This window comes from Oceanobacillus sp. GQ8, assembly GCF_059758495.1.
Window position 1 is genome coordinate 175,872 of the sequence record NZ_JCAXEV010000002.1, and the last position, 20,268, is coordinate 196,139.

Below are 20,268 nucleotides of genomic sequence, written 5' to 3' on the forward strand. Positions count from 1 at the left end.
ACCGATATACAGGGAGGAAATTTCGGGGAAGAGAAAGTGAAAAAGAAGTACAAAAAAGGCCTTTAAGCCCTCATGCTTTAATGGAACCAAGCAATTAGGTTAAAGACCATAATATGAAAGGGTTTATTCGGAGATATTTCCTTTTACATGCACGAACAATGTCCCATCTGTCTGGACTTGGCCGAATAATACTTCTGATGCTGAGGTAATATTTTGCTGCTGTAATTGTTGCTGTATCCAATTCGTATCAAGCTTTAACTTTTTCAAGTTCTTTGTTAGAATTCTGCCATCCGATATAACCTCTGTAGGAATAGGGAACGTCTTTGGCGTGATAGGTACGTTCATATCCAACTTCGTTACAGGTTTTTTGGGGTCTAAAGGGAGAACTGTTAATTTCCCATTGGTTTCTAAAATAGCATAGTCGATGTCAGCTATGGAAAAGATATTCTTTTGTCTAAGCAAAGCATTTAATGAATCCAAGTCTAACCTGGTTGATTGAAGCGATCTGTTGACGAGCTTTCCTTCCTTGATGACTACCACAGGGGTTCCTGAAATGACCTTCCTTACCTTCTTGGATTTTAACTCCACGATCCCTAAAATGTACGTAATGATTGCCCATCCGACAATTGCCAACACACCATTTAGAATGCTCAAATTCTGGTTCACGACAAGGTTTGCCGTAATGGAACCAATGGCGATAGCCGAAGTGAAATTTAAAAAGGTCATTTGACTAATTTCTTTCCTTCCAAGCCACCTTGTCATACAAAGTAGGACGAAAAAGCCGATCACGACTCTTAAAATTAACTCATTAATATCCATATGTAATTCACCACCCATCTCGTTTTCAGCTTATTATGTGTAAAAGTTACAAGATTTAACCAACAAATGAGGGATGTGTAGCAAGCCAAAACAGTTGATTAAACTAAAAACAGTGGGGCATTTTAATGGGGAAAGGAGGCGTTTCATAATGGTTAATACAGACTTTGGAAAGTTTATTAAAGCTCAAGGGAAAAACAGATCCATCTATCCAGGTCACGGGGAACGTGCAAAGAATACTGATCCGAAAACCAATAATACTAAAACCTCAAACCAACACCCAGGTGCTTCAGGGAGAGAACTATAAATAGCTGTAATCTAAAAAAGGCCACACAATGAAAGTGTGGCCTTCTATTTTAACGATGATTTAAATACAAAACTAACTTTGTCATAATCCATTTTTTCTTCATAAAAACGATGTGCATCGGTTCGCTGTAGTCCAGAAGATAATGCTACACTCTCATAATTGTTCTCCTTTGCCCACTTATGAACGTATGTCAGTAGCCTTTCTCCATATCCCTTTGAACGCTTATTTGTATGTGTAACAAGATCGCAAACCCAAACAAACCGCCCATAATAAAGGGTTATCATCGGCTTAAAGCCAATTACTGCTACTATTTCTTCTTGCTCCATTAATGCAACTAATTTATAGCTATCTTTTTCTTTTGCTTCTAATACTAATTCAAGGTATGTCTCTGCATTGAGGTGGGTTCGTAATTGACTCATGACCGGAAATGCGTCCAAAATTTCATGTTGAGATTGTAGTTCTTTGATTTCTAAAGAGTCCATCGTAAGCCCCTTTTCTTAATATATTTAATCGGTAACGTGCCCCTTATGTTTCTTAAATAAAGTGAAGTCAAGAAGGATGGCCATAACGTGAATGAGTAGCGCTACAATCATTATCCCCGTCATCACATTGAATTGGTAGCTTTCGTTAATTTGAACAATATCCGATAAAGGTTTTAAGAAAGATACAGCCCTGTCTCCACTAGGACTAAGCTTGAAAAGGTGCCAGCCATTATGGTAATCCCCAATAACAGAAAATGTTAGCTGTAAGGATAAAAAAAAGCTAGATGAAGAAACAGACCAAGCAGTGCCTTGTGTCCCTTTCGCAATTTCAACTTTTTCTTTGTCATAACCTTCCCTCACTTTTAATTCGCTAAAATTTTGCCCGTTCGGATATAAGTTGCTATATCTTCATTTTACCTTATTTCACTAAGGTACTGGAGGCTATTGTGTTAGAATATTACTTAAGTTAACGCCGATAACTCTGACCGCGAGTTAAGATTGTATATACGCTAAGGAGGATGTATCATGACGAAACACAGGATCTTTACAACGAGTGTCGCAAGTGTCTATCCACATTACGTTACCAAAGCGGAGAAAAAAGAACGTACAAAATCAGAAGTCGATGAAATTATCCGTTGGTTAACAGGTTATAGCCAGGAAGAGTTAGAAGAGCAATTGGAAAAAAAGGCAGACTTTGAGACCTTCTTTGCGGAAGCTCCTAAAATGAATCCTTCACGTGAACTTATTAAAGGTGTGATCTGCGGTGTCAGAGTGGAAGACATCGAAGAACCAACGATGAAGGAAATTCGTTATTTGGATAAAGTGGTCGATGAATTAGCCAAGGGCAAAGCAATGGAGAAGATCTTGCGGAAATAATAATTAACCATAAAGAGCTTGGATAGATTATAAATAATACAAAAGGGTAACCTCTGTGCGGCTACCCTTCCTTAGAATCAGTTACATTTTAATTGAAACCCGTTTTGTCATAAAACGGATTAAGTAAAACATGCCAAGAGGAATAATGAATAAGGCTGCAATAGCGATTCCTTCTGGCATTTCAAGAAATGCATAGCGATTTGGAATAGGCTGGTTCAGTAATGATCTGAGGAGTACATTTTCCGCTGTTAGAAGAACAATTGAAATAGCAATAACCCCTAAGCCGACAATAACCGAAAATCTATAGAAGGCTGCGCTAATTAACCATCCAGCCAAATAGTAAGTCAATATCTTCAAACTAAAGATGCCAATGGCTAGTATCCAATTACTCTCAGGCTCCACAAATGGCGTTATAATCAGAAACTGAATAATATCCCCGATTAAACTATCCTCGTCTGCAAAAAAGTTTATATTTGGTTCTCTAAACGAAAAACTCGTTACATTTTCTACGATTAGTTCCGTTAAGGCGGAAATACCCCACACGATAAACGGAAGCGTAACTGCCATACCAATCAAAGCAAGAGAAGCCCCTTTATAGTAATCCTTTCTCGTGACACCATGCCCTACATAGTGTGGTAGAAAGGATGTGGCCATAATTCCAATAACAAAAAAGAAGAAAGTAGCGACGACAAAGAAAGAATTATAGAAATTATCCTGCCCATTTTCCTGAAATTGAAGGACCAGTCTTACAATGCCGATGATAAGCATGACGCCCATTACGCCAAATGCCCACAACATTTGCACAGTGAACATATCTTTCATTACTTTGAGATAGTTATTTGTTTGTTTCATTCTGCTCCCTCCTCGGTTAAGTGGACAAATAGTTCATGGAGCGATAGTGGTGCGATTTCCAACCCTTTAGCTAGCGCAGCCTGTTTTTCCTCTTCGCGTAATGTACCATAAACCATGACCGATTTGGTCCCACCTAATTGCGTTTCATGTATCTGTTCCATGTCTTTAACGAACTCCCCCACTAATTCACTGCTCCCTGTAATAGAAGCTCCCTTAGCAAGAAGTGTATCGTATTCCTCGTGAAGCAAAAGCTTTCCGTTGTTTAATAACAGCACCTCATCAAAGAGATAGTCCATCTCAGACACGAGATGTGTGGAAAGAATAATTATTCTTGGATGCTCTTGCTGATCTGCTAAAACTTCTTTGTAAAAGATATCCCGTGATGGGGCATCCATACCAAGGTATACCTCATCAAAAATAGTAATGGGGGTTCTTCCCGCGAGACCAATGATGACATTGAGAGCAGATTGCATCCCTTTTGAAAAGTGTTTAACTGCTTTATCTTTGGGCAGCTTAAATTTTGCAACAAGCTCTTCTGCATAATCCATATCAAAATTAGGACGGTAGCGCTGAACATCTTGAAGTAAGGACACTATTTTATCTGATTCGTCCTTATAGTCTTTATCATATAAAAAGGAGACCTGCTGCATAATATCGGCATTTTCAAACGGAGCTTCCCCGTTAATGGTAAGCGAGCCACTAGACTGCTCATTAAAGGATGCAAGGATGGATAACAGGCTTGTTTTCCCAGCACCATTTCTGCCAAGCAGACCATAGATTTTCTTTTCTGTTAACGCAAAGTTTATATCATGCAGGGCGGTATGATTTCTATAATGCAGACTCAAGTTCTTAACTTTAATGGTCATTTTGATCTCCGCCTTTTACTTTTTTTATTAATTGAATGATCTCATTCTCTTCAATTTCCAGTTTGTCAGCTTCCTGAACTAATTTGACAACATAGTCCTCCATGAAGGAGAGCTTACGCTTTTCCTTCAGTTTTTCCTTTGCCCCAACGGCAACGAACATTCCAATCCCTCTCTTCTTATAAAGGATTCCTTCCTCCACTAGCGGATTAATCCCCTTGGTCACAGTGGCATGGTTAATCTTATAAAAATCAACCAACTGATTGGTGGAAGGTGCCTTTTCCTCTTCTTTTAATTGATTATTTAAAATCTGATCTTCCAATCTTTCACGCACCTGGACATATATCGGTTTGTCTTGCGTAAATGCACCTCTCATGTTATCTCCCACAATCCTTTTTTGTTATACACTTATATGGTTATATACTTATGTGTATAACCATAACAGGTAACTTTTTTGAAGTCAATATAAACTGTGAAAATTGGGTGTGTTGGAGTTTTTATAGGTACGCCAAAAACCACACTTAGCCTATTAAGCAGACGTGTGGTTTTGGATGTATACTGCAAGAATCGTTAATTAAAGTAAAGGTTTACTAGAGAATCCTAGTTTGCTTATCCATATGTTGTTACAATAAAGAAGATGAAAAAATCAAAGGAGGAGAAGGTTTTGGAAATAGCATGGATTATCATTATTATTATCGTGGCATATCTTCCTATGTTCTATCGAATTCATAAACGACTTGACCATTTAGAAAAAGAAGTGAAGAAATTTAATAGCGGGCAAACGGATTATAGAAAGGGACCGAAAGCATAAAGCAAGCAATGAGTGTGGGGCATTATTTAGTCGACGATGTTAGGCGTTTCCTAGCTGTCCTTTTCTCTGGATTAATTGGGATACGAGGCATGGCCTTTGCCAACCCATACTCTGGCATGTTGCCATAAACAGATTCATAGTTCCCTTGCTTCACTACATAGGTTTCATGGTAAATACCAACTGCGGCATTGTTCCCAACTTTTTTGTTAAAGTTCTTCCAAGCCTTTAAATGGTTGTTCCCCTTCGCATAGGCAAGCAAGTCTTCCGTAGAGCGCCAGTATTGGATCATGACGGTTGTGCGAAGTCCGAAGAAACTTTCCATGGACAGGAAGCCAAGCTCTTCCTTGTGCGTGTATAGTTCTTTAACCATAGGTGGCATAGATTTCATAACTGGGAGCCATTTATGGATAGCCCTTCGCTTGTTAATGCGCATCCCAATAATAAATACAACAAGATTTTCCTCATTCTCTGTTGTAAACCTTCCACTGAAAATTGTTTTACCCATTTTGTTTCCTCCTTTTAAATTGCTTTTATTGTGGCTTCGCACCAATCGATGGCAGCCGCGGTAGTCCGCTTTCCATAATCGAGTGTGAATAACCAATATTGTGCATCAGGGTCAGTCTCGTGATTTTTACTAATTGCTTGCTCGATCGAAGTATAAGTCTGCAATCGTTCCTCTAACTTTTGTTTATAGTCCTCCAGCTGGATGAGGGTTTTATCTGTGGGCTGATGTCTCCCGAAAAAAAGTTTGAGTAGAACTTCATTTCGTTCCACTGGAGTCTGCTCAATTGGTTGTATGAGCCACTTTTCCAATGCTTTCGTTCCTTTGCTGGTGAGATCATATTCCTTTCTATCTGGCTTTCCATCCTGCGTGGTTGTCGTGACGGTGACTAATTCGCTCTCCGTTAGCTGTTTTAGTGTGGGATAGATCTGCCCATAACTAATTTTCCAGAAGTGGGAGAGGCTTCGATCCATAAGCTGCTTAATGTCATAACCTGATTTGCATCCAGTAGTAAGAATCCCAAGAATTGCGTAGGTTGTATTATTGTACTTTTCCATGAAGTTCATCCTATCTTTATGATATGTATCATTTAGATATATATAGTATATGAAAAATGTAGTAAAGGGAAGTATTAATTTAAAGATTTACAAGGAAGTCAAATTGTTAGTAAGTCTAAACAGTAGTAATATACAAATAACTTAATGTAGTAAACCTTTAGAAAGGGGTACAATATGAGTAATATTCATGATGAATCTACATGGCCGATATGGGCTACAGAAGAAGTTAAGATCGAGGAGCCAAACCAAGCTTGGTTAGAAAAAGGGGAACAAGAGAAACAGTTACTTCTAGATCTTTTAGACCCTATAGGAATACAGGAAATCGAACACTATGGGAGTACATCTATTCCCAACTTACCATCTAAGCCAATTATCGATCTAATGGCGAAGGTTGATTGCTTTAAAATCGTAGAGGATGAAGCACTCTCTATATTAAGTAATCATAACTGGCACTATGTACACCCAGATTTAGACCAGCGACCTTGGCAACGGTTTTTCGTAAAAGTAAGTAATAATAAGCGGGAAGCGCATCTACATTTATTGCTAAAAGGTGATGATAGGTGGGATAAACAGTTATTGTTTCGGGATCGATTACGATCTAACCAAGATCTGGTGAATGAATATGCAAAACTAAAAAGGAAATCAGCCGAAAAATTCAAAAATGATCGAGAGCAATACACAAAGTCTAAAACAAAGTTTATATATTCTATTATAAATTAATTATTTAGGAGTTTGGCGTATTGATGAAAGGTGAAAAAGGTGAGAATTCTATAACATTTAGATTCTCCAGTAAACGAAAGGTTGCATTTCTATAAAAGAACCTTACCAAATATTAGCGGCGATTTCATACTCTGTAAAGGATGATATAATTGTTTAATCTAATACTTTTGTTCTATCACGCTAGTTTATAATTTGGATAGACTAGCTTTTTCAAACCCTACTAAAAGGAGGGCTTTCATGAGTCGAAATAGAAACGATCGAGAAAGAGAAGATAAACAAGACACTTTTGACAGAGCGTTTGTAGGAAAGCCTGGTTTTATGATTATCCTTACTTTATTGGTCATTATAGGCAGTATAGTAATTAATTATTTTAAATAGCATTCCTTTTAAATGAAATTAATGCCCATTGGTTACAGCCGCCCTTTAGAGGGTACAACCTAGTAGAAGAGATTAAAAGGATGTGGACCTATGTCAGAAAACAAACCCGTCGTCGCAGTAGCCGGAGCTAGTGGTTATATTGGACAGAACCTACTTGCCAAGCTACGTGGACGCATGAATATTATCGGGCTTTCTCGAAACGGAGATAAGCGGGAAGAAACAGAAGATATCACGTGGCGTTCCTGTGACTTGTTTTCCTTAAAGGATGCGGAAAAAGGTCTAGAGGGAGCGGACATTGCAGTATACCTCGTGCATTCCATGATGCCATCAGCTAAGCTTACACAGGGTCATTTTGCGGATATGGATGTCATCCTTTCTGACAACTTCGCTCAGGCTGCAAAGAAGCAAGGCGTTAAGAAAATTATCTACCTTGGCAGCATCGTACCAGAAGGGGTAGAAAAGCTTTCCGCCCATCTGAAAAGTAGATTGGAAGTGGAACGCATTCTCCGGGCATATGGTACTCCGGTGACTGCTTTACGTGCAGGGCTGATTGTTGGGCCAAAGGGATCTTCCTTTCCAATTCTGGTTAAGTTGGTTAAGCGTCTGCCGATTATGATTCTACCAAAGTGGACACGCACCAAGACTCAGCCCATTGCGCTACCGGATGTGCTGAACTCCTTGGACACAACGGTTTCAGAAGAGAAGGCAGTGAATGATTCCTATGATCTTGGTGGCCCTGAGGTTATGACATACCGCCAGATGATGGAGCAAACGGCTGAAGTAATGGGGAAAAAGCGGGTCATGTATAATGTTCCCTTCTTCTCCTTGTATCTGTCCCGTTTATGGTTACGACTAATCACGCAAACGCCAAAGGAAACGGTATATCCGCTATTGGCGAGTTTGAAGCATCCCTTAACTGCCAATAAAGATGCAGATGGAGTCAGCCATGGAACGATTTCCTTTAAAGAAGCGGCAGCATATTCGTTAAGGGAGGAGGAAAATAAGCGCAAGCTATTTCCAAAACCTGAAATTGGACCACTGAAAAGAGATGTGCGCTCCGTACAGCGGATTCCACTACCAGAAGGCTATCGTGCCGATGAGGTGGCAAGGTATTACGTGCAATGGCTGGAACGATTCCTTAATCCATGGGTTCGTACAACGGTTGATGAGGATCTGAATTGCCAGATTGGCTGGATTGGTAACAAGAAGTCTCTGCTGGAGCTTGCGTATGCACCAGAACGTAGTACAGAAGATCGTGCGCTTTATTATATAAGTGGTGGCTTTCTGTCAGATTCCAGCCGTAATGAACGAGGCCGCATGGAATTTAGAAAATTACCTAAATCGAACGAAGCGATCATAGCTATCCACGATTACCTACCGTCCCTGCCATGGTTTGTCTATCAACACACCCAGGCTCACGCTCATCTATTTATCATGATTTGCTTCCGTCACCATATGAAACGGCTCAATGAACAGCAAATGAAAGAGCGGATGGCAATATAGTATTTAGGGTGTAGAACAGATACAAACCAAATAAAGCACATAAATTGCTAATCTATTAAGGGTTAGCCAATTTATGTGCTTTTTCTACTCTACTTGAACAGTTATTTCTCTATACATTCCAGCTGGGCTATCACGATTAAAGGCATAGCGTAGTATAAATTCCTTTGATGATGTTTTCTCTATTTTATATGCGCCCTCGGCCAACGGATGAAACATTCCATTCGTACTAAAAGTGGTAACGAGAATCATATATAAACCTGATTCAGATAGTTTATAAAGTTTACCACTGCCACTTTCGGCTGCTAGATATTTAGACGTATCAACAGGAGAATTAAATGTCGTATATTCAGTAGGTAGTAACTCCATTCGAAAAGGGAAAAAACTTGTTAATATAAAGAAGATCCCTGCTACTACCACAATAGTCCTTACTAAAGAATCTTTTACCATAAAAAACATGGTAATGACTATATTGACAATTAACAGGAAACCTATTAGATGGTGGCCAAACCAAGGCGGAGGCGTTCCAAACTGAACATAAACTCCAATTATTCTAAGGAACAGTAGTAAAAGTAGAATAACTAGGCTTAAAGACAAAGAGATTCTACATCCCCAATAAGCTAGTTTGCTTTTTTTGTTTGTTCTCTTCATTTAACCCCTCCATATTCCTAGAATAAAGCCGTTTTGGTTTAGTCTATCAATAAACCTAGGCTTATACTAATCTATTTGAATTACCTTTTCTACTCTATTGGAATAGTTACTTCTTTATCCATTTCTTCACTACTAACATCAAAGGCATAGTGTATTACAAATTGTTCAGATGACAACCAATCTATTTTATAAGCGTCATTGGCAAACGGTTGATATCCATCATCCGTTCGGAGAGTTGTAATAAAGGTCATATATAATCCTGATTCAGATAATTTGTAAAGGTGGCCAACCCCCGTTTCGACGACTAAATATTTAATTGAATCATCAGGGGAAACAAGTGTCGTGACTTCAGTCTCCCATAAAGGATTAGGGAAAGAATAAAAAATGGATCTTGCTAATACAACAAACACTCCAGCCAAAACCATAATACTTCTCAAGGAGCGGCTTTTTATTATGAAACAGAGTGATATAACCACATTGACAATTAATATATACTCAATGAGTTTATGACCTATAAAGGGCGGTGGTGTTCCAAATTGAATATAAATCCCAATTTCCCTTAAATAAATCATAAGAGGCAGAAGAACTAAACTTAAACATAATGAGATCAGAGATCCCCTAAAAATTCTACTTTCATTTGAACGTTTCATTAACCCACCGTCTCCCCAAAATAAATCCTGTATGAATTATGTAAGCTGTAATTTTATTATACTTTCTATAATGGGAAGTAAAAAGGATAATTTAAATGGGCAGTTTGCAATACAGAAAGCTCCTTGGATTAAATATAAATGCGTTAGGCAGTCTTATAGATACCCATCATGAAGAATTGAAAAAACGGAGGCTCGTCACTATGGACAGCCTCCGTTTTGATTACACTACTACCTATTCTTCACTTTTTCTTTCTCTAGTTCTTTCGTTAATTTTTCTCCCTCAATATCCAAGTTAGGTAAGATTTTATCTAACCATTTTGGTAACCACCAAACTTTGTCACCAAATATAGACATAACTGCCGGTACGAAGATCATTCTGATTAAGAATGCATCAATCAAAATACCAAAGGCGAGAGCGAACCCTATTTGTTTAATCATAATATCGTCTGTGAAAATAAAGCCTGAGAATACAGAAACCATGATTAACGCTGCCGCAACGACAACTCTACTTGCAATGGTATAGCCGTTCACCACAGCCTTATTACCTTTATTTCCGTGAATATAAGCTTCCCGCATGGAAGATACAAGGAATACTTGATAATCCATCGCTAGACCATATAAGATACCTGTTACCATAATCGGGATGAAACTTAGGAGCGGTCCGCCTGTATCAATTCCGAATAAAGAACCTACCCCGGACCAGTTCCATTGGAAGACGGCTGTTGTAACACCGAATGTAGCCATAATACTTAATAAGAAACCAGCTGTTGCTTTGATTGGTACAATAACCGATCTGAATACAACGAGCAAGATAACTAAGGATAACAGAACGATAATACCAATATAAATTGGAAATACATCAGATAGGTTCTGTGAAATATCAATATTGATCGCTGTGAGTCCCGTTACGCCAATTTCCAGATTTGTATTTTCGGCCACGGAATCGTTATTTCTTAAATACTCTACTAAATCATGTGTTTCTTCATCTGTAGGGCCAGCGGTTGGGGTAATGCTCACAATCCCTATCGTCCCATCCTCATTAAACCCGCCAGGTGAAACCTCTACTGTACTATCAAGTTCGTTTATATTAGAAAGCAACTGTAGATACTCTTGTGTATCAATTGCATTTCCATCCTTATCTTCTGCTACAAGTAACAAGGTGCCATTATAGCCCTCTCCAAAGCTTTCTGAAACAATGTCATAGCTTTGTCGTTCGGCTGTATCTTTATTTGCACTTGCCCCTGAAGGCATTCCTAAGTTCATATCAGCAACTGGAATTGTTAGCGTTCCTAAAATCACAATGATGAGTGCAACGATAGGCCATCTAAGCTTGATAATCCCATTAATCCATTTGTTCGCAAAGGTCGGCTTGTCCTTGTCTTTCGCATTATGTTTCTTTCTCGCTTTAGAGGAAACAATTCTCTCTCCGACTAACCCTAAAATTGCTGGTAATAATGTGAGTGCTACAAGCACATCGATAAATACTGTCAGTGAAGCAACAAGGGCCATACTGCTTAAGAAGGAAATCCCAATAACTAATAATCCGCATAGCGCGATGATTACAGTTAAGCCTGCAAAGAATACGGCACTTCCTGCTGTCCCTACGGCACGTGGTGCAGCTTCCTTAGCTGGCAGATTTTCTTCAAACATTATCTTCCTTTGTCTATTCACAATAAATAACGCATAATCAATTCCTACTGCTAGACCAACCATTAAAGCAAGTACTGGTGTAAGACTGTTCATTTCAAACAGACTAGACATGGCAAAAGTACCGCCGACACCAACCCCTACTCCAACAAAGGCAACTATTAATGGCAATCCTGCTGCTATAAGGGAACCTAATGTCACCACAAGGACAATCCCAGCAACAATCAGACCAATAATTTCATGCGTACCTCCAATTGGAATATCCGTGCTTTGAAGCGTACCAGTTGAAAGGGCATTAATAGATGTATCCTCTTCTACGTTATTTGCTAGATCCTTTAATTGATCTAATTGATCAGCAGAAAGGTCCTCCGCCTTTTCTGTCATTTGGAATGAGAAAAGCGCGATGTTCCCTTCTTCTGAGATCTTCACTCCTGGTATAGGCGTCTCATTCACGACGAATGGTCTATAAGAGGTTTCACTCTCTTGCATTTGCCCAAGCTGACTTTGTAGCTCTTGCAGCTGAGCCATATCTTCACTATCCCCTACTATATCAAGTGGATTGACGACAAAGTCTAACTCATAAATACTGTTAATCACGCTTGCAAGTGATGCTACATTCGCTTGAGCATCAACTTGTTTTCCTTCAGGGGCTTCAAATATAAAGCTTCCTTGCCCACCTGAAGCGACTGGGAAATCCTCTGCTAGCTGGTCGAGAACTTCCTGAGCTTCTGTCCCATCGATTCTTGTCTCACTGGTCATGCTCACGCCATTTGATACAATTGCTGCGATAATAATTCCTAAAATGATTACCCAGCTGGCAATAAATGCCCACGGCTTGTTAAATGCTGTCTTACCAATTCTGTAAAATAACTTCGACATTCTTTTGAACTCCTACTCGTTTTAAAATTAGTTAAAGCCTTCTCTTAATTTCGAGAAGACGATTTCCATGTATTCCTGAAATTCATTATTAGGTTGGTCTTGTGCTGTGTCACCTACTGGTAAATGAACATTCATGCTTCCATCAAGGACAGGCATTAGAGCGCCAAATACTGCACCAATTAATAGATGGTAATACTCTTCAGAATAAGCATCACCAAATCCTTCCTTAATGCCAAGTCGAGCAAAGTCCTGTGTTTCCTTTAAGACAGCCGTCACATACAATTTTAAAGTTGGATGGTCCCTAGATAAGGAAATCAACTCATGCAATCTTTGTAACTTATCAATCGTAAAACTACGCTTAATGTACATTTCGATAGTGCTTAGTGGCGTAAGCCCTTCTAAGGAATGGGCCTCATCATGTTCGCGAAAATCGTTCATGGTGAGAGCACTCGCGATAGCTTCTTCTTTACAGGAAAAATGATTCGCAAAAGTTCTCCTTGAATAGCCTGCTTTTGTCACAATATCCTCCACCACAAAAGTATCCAAGCCACGTTCCATCGCTAGTTCAAAGGCAGCTTCGGCAAGGGCCCTTTTTGTGGCGTTCTTCTTTTTCATCCTGAGACTCTCTTCAGACATTTTTTCACCCCACTTCGTTCAACTAAAAATCAGTGGGGAAGGAAGAAAACCCACACTGATGAAGTTTCACTTTATGTAGTCCATATTTAGTTATAACACAAAGATTGCACAAAGGGCAACATTTCCCTTTGTGCAATTATATTTGTTTTTATTGCTGGCAATTATATGGTGTTTATTCCTTTTTGCGAAAGGTGGAAATCCGCTTTGACTTGTGATTCAAAATAAAAATAGAGCTATCACCCTAAGCCCCATTTAGCTTGTGGTGTAGCTCCTTCAATTATTTAACGGTTTATGTCATGCCTTCCTTCCCATCTCCTGTTATCGAATATCCAACCCCAACATAGACGCAAAGTAAATGGCTTGATGCTGGGAAACGATGCAGTCTTTCAAGTCCTCCATCTTAACCACAAGGGATTCGAAGTGAGATGTACTAATATCAATTCCTTTTAACTTGGTGCTGTCAAAGCTAACCCCATTCAAGTCACAATAAGAATATATTGTTTGTTTCAGTTTGCAATTGAAGAAGTCTGCACTCTGCAGGTTTGATTCGATAAACTGTGTTTTTTCAAATTTAGAGTCACCGAAATTACACATGGATAACAAGCAATTTTCAAAGGAAACATTGCCAAAGCGCCCCTCAACAAATTGCACACCTAAAAGCTTACAGTTTTTAAACGTAACGCGATGAATGCTCGCTGTGCTTAAATTTGCATTGGAAAAGTCACAATTCTCAAAGTGAACGTCCGTCATATCGATATTCTCAAAAGACGTATTGTGAAACGTCGAATGCCTAATCACCATCTCATTTAAATGGACACGATCCAGTACCTCGTTATCAAAATAAGAACCTTCAATCTCCATGTAACTTAGATGTGGATCTTCCTCGTTAAATATGTCATGAAAGCTTCCTCGTGGTAGTTCTTCAGGTATGTTCGGTTTTACTAACTTCATATATATCACCTTCAATTATGTAATAGGAGAACACTCCTTCTTCTCTCTGTATTATAACATTTCCCTCTATATACAAAAATTTTTTTCAAAAAGATGCCCCCAAAGCGTCTCTTTTTTCGATTATAGAAGTGAGTAGGAAAAATAGAAGGATTATAGCGTAGGGAGGAGGGAGCATGATGAACCGAACAACATTATGTGTAAGAGAAGTTGCAGCGTATCTTGGTATACATAGAGACATGGTGTACTTATTGGTGAAGCGAAACAAAATACCACATTTGGTCATTCTTAATACAATCATATTCACTAAGGAATCGCTGGACGTTTGGGCTGGGGATAGCGGATGTAATGGCGCATGAGCGTTCCAACTATAACCTAAAGTAAATAACGAAATTCGAAATTAAAATACCGCACGCAAGGTCTGTCTCAGCGTTATTGGGAGGATGGCCTTTTCGCCTGCGAATAAAAGGGATGGACAAGTATGAATTATATTGAAAAAAACCGTAAAGAATCTGGATTCGTTAAGATTGATAACCAAACAGTTCAAAAAGACTTAAATGACTTGGCGGCAATTGGATTACTCACACACATTCTTAGCCATTCTCCAACTTGGAGAATACGTAAATCAGAGCTACATAAACAATTCACTCGCCGAAAGGTGGATAGTTCTTGGAAGGTGTTGCTTGAGCATCGCTACATCATGGTTTTTTTCTGTCATGTGGATGGACACCATGAGTATTTCTATAAGGCAGCCGATCATCCCTTTTCACAAAGCGATTTTGAAACATTTATTGGGGAACAGAAAAAGGAGCTTGAAGAAAAAGGTCTAGCGGTGTTTAATATTAAATCGATTAAGGACTCACCCCTTGTTGTACCTGATTTTTTTTCTGATTTACAAAATGTACAATTCAAAGCGGACAGTGCAAAAAGTGCTACTACAAATGAAACAAAGACAAAAGAAATACATACAAAAAAACATTCATTAGCAACTGTTAACAAGCCAACCAACAAAATGGAACAAATTATTGAGATTGCCAATGAATTTTATGCAGAATTCGCTGCTGGACGTTGGGCAAAGGAAAAGTGGCATAAAATTATTGAAAAATACGCAAGAGAGTTCGTGGCCAATGATCGCAACGTTCCTGATAATAAGCTAAAGGCATACGTATACGGGTCATTGAAGAAAATAGCCGAACATCATGACTACAAAAATTCCGAGGAATATGCGGATTATAAACGGGTTGTAAAAGAAATGTTTGTGGATCATGGTGTTGAAATACATGAAAGCATTACGATGCAATGAATGGAGCGGTCGGATAAAGCTATCCGCTTTCCAAAACATTGCACTGCCCGGTCACTCTTCAGGCTATATAACACATTCTGGTTATGTAAAAATACACCGCAAAAGCCTATAAAGGAGTCTTTGCGGTGGTAGTTAAGATCGCTCCATTTATATTTATTTGGCGATTGCTGTTTTCTTCACTTTTACATTTCCTTCAATGGCGCGAGAGTATGGGCAAGCTTCATGTGCTTTATCCATTAGTTCCTCTGCTTCTTCTTGTGTAACGCCTTCCATCTCAGCCTTTAGCTTCACACTCAAGCCAAAGCCTTTTAGTTGTTTTTCAATGCTTACATCTGCTGTTACTTCAGAAGTGATTTTCTTCTTTGCTTTACCGGCAACCATTTGCAAGGCACTGTCAAAGCAGGCAGCATAGCCAGCTGAGAAGAGCTGTTCTGGGTTTGTGGTGCCTTCTTTTTCATTTCCACCCAATCCCTTTGGTAAAGATAAAGCTAGATCCAATGTGCCATCAGATGATTTAACCGTTCCTTGACGACCACCTGTTGCAGTTGAAGACGCTGTGTATAATGCTAATCCCATAATAAAACACTCCTCTTTTTGTATTGTGTACAATTAGATTGTACACAATTAAATAGTGTGACGTCAATTATTATAATTCTGTTTCGTAACTTGTTATAATAAGGCTAGGAGTGATCAACAATGGCAAATGAAATATTAAAATTAGATAACCAAATATGCTTTCAACTATATGCAACAACCCGCGAAATGACGAAGCGGTATCGTCCATTACTGGAGGAATTAAACGTCACGTATCCGCAGTACTTGGTGTTACTCGTGCTTTGGGAAACAGATCGGATCTCGGTGAAAGCATTAGGTAAACGACTCTTCCTCGATTCAGGAACACTGACACCAATGCTGAAGCGGATGGAGGAGCATGGACTCATACAGAGAACGCGCTCCAAAGAAGATGAACGCGTCGTGGAAGTCGTCTTAACTGAACAAGGGAAACAAGCAGAGAAACAAGCAGAACAGATCCCACTACAATTTATTGAACAGACCAATCTAAACGAAGAAGAAGTGATCCAGCTAAAACAAACCTTGTCTAAAATGCTTGCTCAGTTGGATGAGGCGTAGATTAGAAGCCTACGTATCTTTTTGTGATAACTAGGCTTTTACTATAGAAATATAGAAATATAGAGAGTAGAGTGTTTTCGAAGTGGGAGGCTGGTTATGAAGGAAAAGCTTATTTCAGTTGTTGCTTTTTTAATGCTGTTTTGGATTCTATTAAAAATCTTTGTATCTTACTGGGGGAGCTTTATAGCGTGGCCCCCTGTATCGGATCTATGGAGTTTATTGTTAATTTTTATTCTCCTGGTTCCGTTGGCTGCCATATTTGCTAGGCTATTCGTGAACGCGATCCGGCGTTAGCTATTGTATAACTGTGGTAAACTATAGGCAACAAAAGACGGAAAAGGATGTAACGACAATGAAAATAACCCTCGTATCAGTTGGAAAATTAAAAGAAAAATACCTCAAGCAAGGCATTCAGGAATATATGAAGCGGCTGAGTGCGTATGCCAAGGTAGATATTGTGGAAGTCGCTGATGAAAAGGCACCAGAAAATATGAGTGATGCGGAAATGCTGGAAGTGAAACGCAAAGAAGGCGAGCGCACCCTCTCCCATATTAGCCAGGATACCTATGTCATCACCCTCGAAATCAATGGAAAGATGCTAAGCTCTGAGCAGCTTGCGGCAAAAATGGACGAGCTTGCGACCTATGGGAAGAGCAAGATTGCTTTTGTGATTGGTGGATCATTAGGGATTAGTGGAGAAGTACAAAAGCGAAGTGATTTGGCTTTGTCTTTTTCAAAGATGACGTTTCCTCATCAGGTTATGAGGTTGGTATTATTGGAGCAGGTTTATCGGGCGTTTCGGATAAATCGAGGTGAACCGTATCACAAGTGATGGTAAACAAGAAGATAGCACTAACTGTATGTATAAAAAAATTAAGGTTATTTAAAGAAGAGCTTTAAATTAATGGTTATATGCTTAAGTGCTTTTTTGAAAATTTTTCGGAGTAAGCTAAACACCATTCTATATAAAATTGAATGGTGTTTAATCTTTACGACATTTATAAGTTAGTTAGCTGAATACTAACTCATTGTTATACTTGTTTTAAATATATATTCCCAAAACCACTTATTATTAATGGATAATGGACGTTCATGAGTCTCTTCAAAATAAGTGAAGAATTCTGGACTGCACTTTTCTTCTAGAAACCATTTTAAGTCTTCCATTGCATAAATACATTTTTTTATTTTGGGATGAGACTCGTTAGGTACGATTTCCCCATCATCATAATCAATAATTAAATAGTCCTCAGCTTCCAATTCACGAGCTCTTGCGAAATCATCTTGACTGACCCAATAGCTCATTTCTCCTGAATAATACATATTGCAATAAATTGAACTTACAATTAAGTTATCGAGAGGAGAAAGTAATTCTTTTACAGTTTCTGTTAAGTTTTCAAAAGTTTCTTTATCATTTGAACCTTTCAATAGAATTTCATAAACTTCCTTTGAGTTTTTAGCAGACTTTAACTCTTCTATCTTTTTATTTAAATTACGAATCACTTTTTCTTGTTCTATATTATTATTTGTTATATCATCAACCTCCTTTAGAACCTTTTGATAATCCTCTTTATCTATATGCTGATTTTCTTCAAACTTACATAATCCAGGCATATCCTGTATAAAGCTCATAGCCTTGACGCTTAACAATCCTGCACCAATCTCCCCAATTAGCTTCATTTCTTTAAAGTCATCAGCAATGTCGAATATTGATTCTACATCTTTTAATTTAATAAATTGAGTCACACCCTTTAATGGTGTACCATCCAATGAGTTGTAATCCAATGGTGGGATTAGGATGGGATAAATTCTTTTACCTAACGCCCAAGCAGCGCCTAGTTCACTCAAACAAAAAGAGCTTTTTAAATAGTTTGGTGTTAGAAAAAATAGTACTACTTCTGTATCTTCTATATGCTCTTTAATATCAGTAATAAAATTATTGCCTGTACGTATATGTTTTGTCCCTTTCAGAGAGGTACAGTATATTTGAGTACGGTTAATATTAAAAGCAATATTGAGAAAATCAACAAATCGATCAACTAAAATTCTATCAGCTACTGCGTGGCTTAAAAAAATTGAATTTTTCATTTTTTACTTACTACTCCTTCTGTTTAGACTAAGAATATATTACCATAATGTACATTTGATTGGAGAGGAAATTGGCAAATAATAGAGTATAGAAGTTGTCTATAAAACACTTTTCAAGTAGAATTTTAGGTATAATAAAAATATTACAATTAAATTAATGGGGGAAATTATGGAAAAAGAAAATTCTTTTGAAATCCTTCCTAGTGATTATTCGCCTGCAAAAATAGATAATTCTATCGATGCCTTAAATCAGCCGCTAGCAAATATGCTAACTAGAATTGGACTACCAACTGACAATGTCCTTTCGCCTATAGAAGAGAGAAGAAAGGTAATTTTTGCATTAGAAAGCACTTTAGAGATATTACCTTACGAGGAAAGGACTAAAGCATTATATTTATCTAAGTTTACCATAGCAGTGACTGTAGGGTTGTTTGATGGGGCGTTAACATTTTTATGGGATGAAACAATAAAGGCTGTAAGAAATTTAGTATCTAAATTTGATCTTCAACACTTTTTTAATATTGCTGAAACTTTATCTCCACGATATAAAAATTTACATCTTGTAGAAGATTTAGAAGCTATTTCTGAGCATGACTTATTAGAAATTTGTCGAAGAATCGGGTTAATAAATGATATTAATTTTAAAAGGTTAGAACATGTCAACTATTTAAGAAACCATGCTAGTTCAGCTCATCCAAATGAAAATGAGATAACAGGTATTGAAATGCTCTCTCTTTTGGAGCACTGTCTAAAACACGCAATTATTGCTGTTCCAGACCACTCAGTAATTCAAATTAAAGTCTTACTTGAAAATGTAAGGATAGGCACAATCCCTTCTGATGACTGTGAAATAATAGGAAAAGATTTAGCTAAACAGCCTCAGGAAAGAATAGATGACTTTGTATTTTCTATGTTTGGATTATTCTCTGACCCAAGGCAAAAGCAAAGTGTTAAAACAAATATAGAAAATTTAGCTCCCCATGTTTGGATATCAGCTACCGAAGAAACAAAGTATTCTATTGGGGCAAAATTTGGGGTTTATAGGAAGAACGGGGATACAGATAGGAAAGAGGCCACACAAAAGTTTTTAGAATTAGTTAATGGTCTTGCTTATAAAGATGAAGACAGTCTTTCCGCAGAGTTAATAGAAAAACTGCAAAACTTAAGGACAGTTCACTTTGAGTGGAATAATTTTTACAATGAGTCTCCTCATGCAAAATCTCTTGCAGAATCCTTACCTAAGGGTAAAATACCAAACGCTGCAAGGAAATTGTTCGTTAAAGTAATTACAATTTGTTTTGCAGGTAACGGAAAAGGATATAGGGAAGGCATTGATGAAAATGCGGTCAGATATTATAAAGAGTTTATTGAATCATTTACCGTGAGAGAGGTAATAGATTTCCTTTATCTGTTTGAGGATAATGAATTTGTTTTTGATTTAGATGTCTCAAAACCCGATGTAAGAATTCGTAAGTTAACAGAGTATTTAAAGACTAAAACAACAGATGTTCACATTAACAAAGCATTAGACTTTATCATTAATTTCCCAAAAAAAACCCTTAATAAGGTTTGGAATGATTCGAGATATCAAGAAGCGTTAAAGTATATTAAGGTTTCTTAAACTGTAAAGTTTTAAAAAGAGGTGAAATGAACTGGTCTCTCACCTCTTTAGTT

Annotated in this window: 27 protein-coding genes; 12 read left to right on the forward strand and 15 right to left on the reverse strand. The window is 38.0% G+C overall.

The genetic code is table 11. From position 1 onward, the window contains the following. Nucleotides 1–123 precede the first annotated feature (123 nt). Nucleotides 124–819, reverse strand: coding sequence for a DUF421 domain-containing protein (locus AC6CHS_RS05865; protein ID WP_498234805.1), 696 nt, complete (start codon nucleotides 817–819; stop codon nucleotides 124–126). A gap of 148 nt (nucleotides 820–967) precedes the next feature. On the opposite strand from AC6CHS_RS05865, the gene AC6CHS_RS05870 reads away from it, so the two are divergent. Further along, entirely contained in the window at nucleotides 968–1,123 is a 156-nt protein-coding gene (locus tag AC6CHS_RS05870) for a hypothetical protein (protein ID WP_498234806.1), read from the forward strand. A 44-nt stretch (nucleotides 1,124–1,167) separates the two neighbouring features. On the opposite strand, the gene AC6CHS_RS05875 is transcribed toward AC6CHS_RS05870, so the two are convergent. After that, the gene (locus tag AC6CHS_RS05875; RefSeq protein ID WP_498234807.1) at nucleotides 1,168–1,605 is read right to left on the reverse strand and encodes a GNAT family N-acetyltransferase; all 438 of its coding nucleotides are present in this window, start codon (nucleotides 1,603–1,605) and stop codon (nucleotides 1,168–1,170) included. A 24-nt stretch (nucleotides 1,606–1,629) separates the two neighbouring features. Further along, complete coding sequence (locus AC6CHS_RS05880; protein WP_498234809.1) at nucleotides 1,630–1,965, reverse strand: hypothetical protein; 336 nt, start codon at nucleotides 1,963–1,965, stop codon at nucleotides 1,630–1,632. A 165-nt stretch (nucleotides 1,966–2,130) separates the two neighbouring features. Here AC6CHS_RS05880 and AC6CHS_RS05885 point away from each other — a divergent pair, with 165 nt between their 5' ends. Beyond that, complete coding sequence (locus AC6CHS_RS05885) at nucleotides 2,131–2,481, forward strand: DUF2200 domain-containing protein (protein ID WP_498234811.1); 351 nt, start codon at nucleotides 2,131–2,133, stop codon at nucleotides 2,479–2,481. A gap of 81 nt (nucleotides 2,482–2,562) precedes the next feature. Here AC6CHS_RS05885 and AC6CHS_RS05890 read toward each other — a convergent pair whose 3' ends face one another. From AC6CHS_RS05890 to AC6CHS_RS05900, 3 genes are read right to left on the reverse strand one after another with little or no spacing between them, the layout of a single operon-like run. Next, nucleotides 2,563–3,333: a hypothetical protein gene (locus tag AC6CHS_RS05890; protein ID WP_498234813.1), complete on the reverse strand. Its 771-nt coding sequence runs from the start codon at nucleotides 3,331–3,333 to the stop codon at nucleotides 2,563–2,565. Further along, complete coding sequence (locus AC6CHS_RS05895) at nucleotides 3,330–4,199, reverse strand: ATP-binding cassette domain-containing protein (RefSeq protein ID WP_498234815.1); 870 nt, start codon at nucleotides 4,197–4,199, stop codon at nucleotides 3,330–3,332. The genes AC6CHS_RS05890 and AC6CHS_RS05895 overlap by 4 nt, the downstream gene beginning before the upstream one ends. Then, nucleotides 4,189–4,572 (reverse strand): GntR family transcriptional regulator, encoded by a 384-nt coding sequence (locus AC6CHS_RS05900; protein ID WP_498234817.1) that lies wholly within the window; start codon nucleotides 4,570–4,572, stop codon nucleotides 4,189–4,191. Before AC6CHS_RS05900 ends, AC6CHS_RS05895 begins: the two co-directional genes overlap by 11 nt. A 288-nt stretch (nucleotides 4,573–4,860) precedes the next feature. On the opposite strand from AC6CHS_RS05900, the gene AC6CHS_RS05905 reads away from it, so the two are divergent. Next, entirely contained in the window at nucleotides 4,861–5,007 is a 147-nt protein-coding gene (locus AC6CHS_RS05905) for a hypothetical protein (protein WP_155988323.1), read from the forward strand. Between the two features lie 22 nt (nucleotides 5,008–5,029). Here the strand turns inward: AC6CHS_RS05905 and AC6CHS_RS05910 are convergent, their stop codons facing one another. Together AC6CHS_RS05910 and AC6CHS_RS05915 are read right to left on the reverse strand one after the other, a co-directional pair. Further along, nucleotides 5,030–5,512 carry a DUF4188 domain-containing protein gene (locus AC6CHS_RS05910; protein WP_498234819.1) on the reverse strand — a complete coding sequence of 161 codons (483 nt, stop codon included), beginning with the start codon at nucleotides 5,510–5,512 and terminating at the stop codon, nucleotides 5,030–5,032. A gap of 14 nt (nucleotides 5,513–5,526) precedes the next feature. Beyond that, nucleotides 5,527–6,066 (reverse strand): PadR family transcriptional regulator, encoded by a 540-nt coding sequence (locus AC6CHS_RS05915; protein WP_498234820.1) that lies wholly within the window; start codon nucleotides 6,064–6,066, stop codon nucleotides 5,527–5,529. Between the two features lie 174 nt (nucleotides 6,067–6,240). On the opposite strand from AC6CHS_RS05915, the gene AC6CHS_RS05920 reads away from it, so the two are divergent. The 3 genes from AC6CHS_RS05920 (at nucleotide 6,241) to AC6CHS_RS05930 (ending at nucleotide 8,667) form a co-directional block, all read left to right on the forward strand. Continuing rightward, nucleotides 6,241–6,786 carry a GrpB family protein gene (locus tag AC6CHS_RS05920; RefSeq protein WP_498234821.1) on the forward strand — a complete coding sequence of 182 codons (546 nt, stop codon included), beginning with the start codon at nucleotides 6,241–6,243 and terminating at the stop codon, nucleotides 6,784–6,786. Nucleotides 6,787–7,023: 237 nt separating this feature from the next. Next, nucleotides 7,024–7,164: a hypothetical protein gene (locus AC6CHS_RS05925; RefSeq protein ID WP_155988321.1), complete on the forward strand. Its 141-nt coding sequence runs from the start codon at nucleotides 7,024–7,026 to the stop codon at nucleotides 7,162–7,164. A gap of 90 nt (nucleotides 7,165–7,254) precedes the next feature. Beyond that, nucleotides 7,255–8,667, forward strand: a complete 1,413-nt coding sequence (locus AC6CHS_RS05930) for an NAD-dependent epimerase/dehydratase family protein (RefSeq protein ID WP_498234823.1) — start codon at nucleotides 7,255–7,257, stop codon at nucleotides 8,665–8,667. An 84-nt stretch (nucleotides 8,668–8,751) separates the two neighbouring features. On the opposite strand, the gene AC6CHS_RS05935 is transcribed toward AC6CHS_RS05930, so the two are convergent. The 5 genes from AC6CHS_RS05935 to AC6CHS_RS05955 form a co-directional block, all read right to left on the reverse strand. After that, on the reverse strand, nucleotides 8,752–9,315 hold the full coding sequence (locus tag AC6CHS_RS05935) for a hypothetical protein (protein ID WP_498234825.1): 564 nt from the start codon (nucleotides 9,313–9,315) through the stop codon (nucleotides 8,752–8,754). Nucleotides 9,316–9,404: 89 nt separating this feature from the next. After that, nucleotides 9,405–9,965: a hypothetical protein gene (locus tag AC6CHS_RS05940; protein WP_498234827.1), complete on the reverse strand. Its 561-nt coding sequence runs from the start codon at nucleotides 9,963–9,965 to the stop codon at nucleotides 9,405–9,407. Between the two features lie 228 nt (nucleotides 9,966–10,193). Next, nucleotides 10,194–12,491: an MMPL family transporter gene (locus AC6CHS_RS05945; protein WP_498234829.1), complete on the reverse strand. Its 2,298-nt coding sequence runs from the start codon at nucleotides 12,489–12,491 to the stop codon at nucleotides 10,194–10,196. A gap of 27 nt (nucleotides 12,492–12,518) precedes the next feature. Further along, the gene (locus AC6CHS_RS05950) at nucleotides 12,519–13,106 is read right to left on the reverse strand and encodes a TetR/AcrR family transcriptional regulator (RefSeq protein WP_498234831.1); all 588 of its coding nucleotides are present in this window, start codon (nucleotides 13,104–13,106) and stop codon (nucleotides 12,519–12,521) included. Nucleotides 13,107–13,445: 339 nt separating this feature from the next. Then, nucleotides 13,446–14,078, reverse strand: a complete 633-nt coding sequence (locus AC6CHS_RS05955; RefSeq protein ID WP_498234833.1) for a pentapeptide repeat-containing protein — start codon at nucleotides 14,076–14,078, stop codon at nucleotides 13,446–13,448. A 176-nt stretch (nucleotides 14,079–14,254) separates the two neighbouring features. On the opposite strand from AC6CHS_RS05955, the gene AC6CHS_RS05960 reads away from it, so the two are divergent. Next, a complete protein-coding gene (locus AC6CHS_RS05960) occupies nucleotides 14,255–14,434 on the forward strand; it encodes a helix-turn-helix domain-containing protein (protein ID WP_036578010.1) in 180 nt (59 codons plus the stop codon). A 122-nt stretch (nucleotides 14,435–14,556) separates the two neighbouring features. Next, on the forward strand, nucleotides 14,557–15,378 hold the full coding sequence (locus AC6CHS_RS05965; RefSeq protein WP_498234835.1) for a hypothetical protein: 822 nt from the start codon (nucleotides 14,557–14,559) through the stop codon (nucleotides 15,376–15,378). 153 nt (nucleotides 15,379–15,531) lie between these two features. Here the strand turns inward: AC6CHS_RS05965 and AC6CHS_RS05970 are convergent, their stop codons facing one another. Then, on the reverse strand, nucleotides 15,532–15,954 hold the full coding sequence (locus AC6CHS_RS05970) for an organic hydroperoxide resistance protein (RefSeq protein WP_498234837.1): 423 nt from the start codon (nucleotides 15,952–15,954) through the stop codon (nucleotides 15,532–15,534). 120 nt (nucleotides 15,955–16,074) lie between these two features. Here AC6CHS_RS05970 and AC6CHS_RS05975 point away from each other — a divergent pair, with 120 nt between their 5' ends. From AC6CHS_RS05975 to rlmH, 3 genes are all read left to right on the forward strand, one after another. Further along, nucleotides 16,075–16,509, forward strand: a complete 435-nt coding sequence (locus AC6CHS_RS05975; RefSeq protein ID WP_498234839.1) for a MarR family winged helix-turn-helix transcriptional regulator — start codon at nucleotides 16,075–16,077, stop codon at nucleotides 16,507–16,509. 96 nt (nucleotides 16,510–16,605) lie between these two features. Next, complete coding sequence (locus AC6CHS_RS05980; RefSeq protein WP_498234840.1) at nucleotides 16,606–16,803, forward strand: hypothetical protein; 198 nt, start codon at nucleotides 16,606–16,608, stop codon at nucleotides 16,801–16,803. Nucleotides 16,804–16,861: 58 nt separating this feature from the next. Continuing rightward, nucleotides 16,862–17,341 carry a 23S rRNA (pseudouridine(1915)-N(3))-methyltransferase RlmH gene (gene rlmH, locus AC6CHS_RS05985; RefSeq protein ID WP_498234842.1) on the forward strand — a complete coding sequence of 160 codons (480 nt, stop codon included), beginning with the start codon at nucleotides 16,862–16,864 and terminating at the stop codon, nucleotides 17,339–17,341. Between the two features lie 188 nt (nucleotides 17,342–17,529). Here rlmH and AC6CHS_RS05990 read toward each other — a convergent pair whose 3' ends face one another. Continuing rightward, complete coding sequence (locus AC6CHS_RS05990; protein WP_498234844.1) at nucleotides 17,530–18,594, reverse strand: toll/interleukin-1 receptor domain-containing protein; 1,065 nt, start codon at nucleotides 18,592–18,594, stop codon at nucleotides 17,530–17,532. 169 nt (nucleotides 18,595–18,763) lie between these two features. Between AC6CHS_RS05990 and AC6CHS_RS05995 the strand changes: the two genes are divergently transcribed. Further along, on the forward strand, nucleotides 18,764–20,215 hold the full coding sequence (locus AC6CHS_RS05995; protein WP_498234846.1) for a hypothetical protein: 1,452 nt from the start codon (nucleotides 18,764–18,766) through the stop codon (nucleotides 20,213–20,215). The last annotated feature ends 53 nt before the right edge of the window (nucleotides 20,216–20,268 follow it).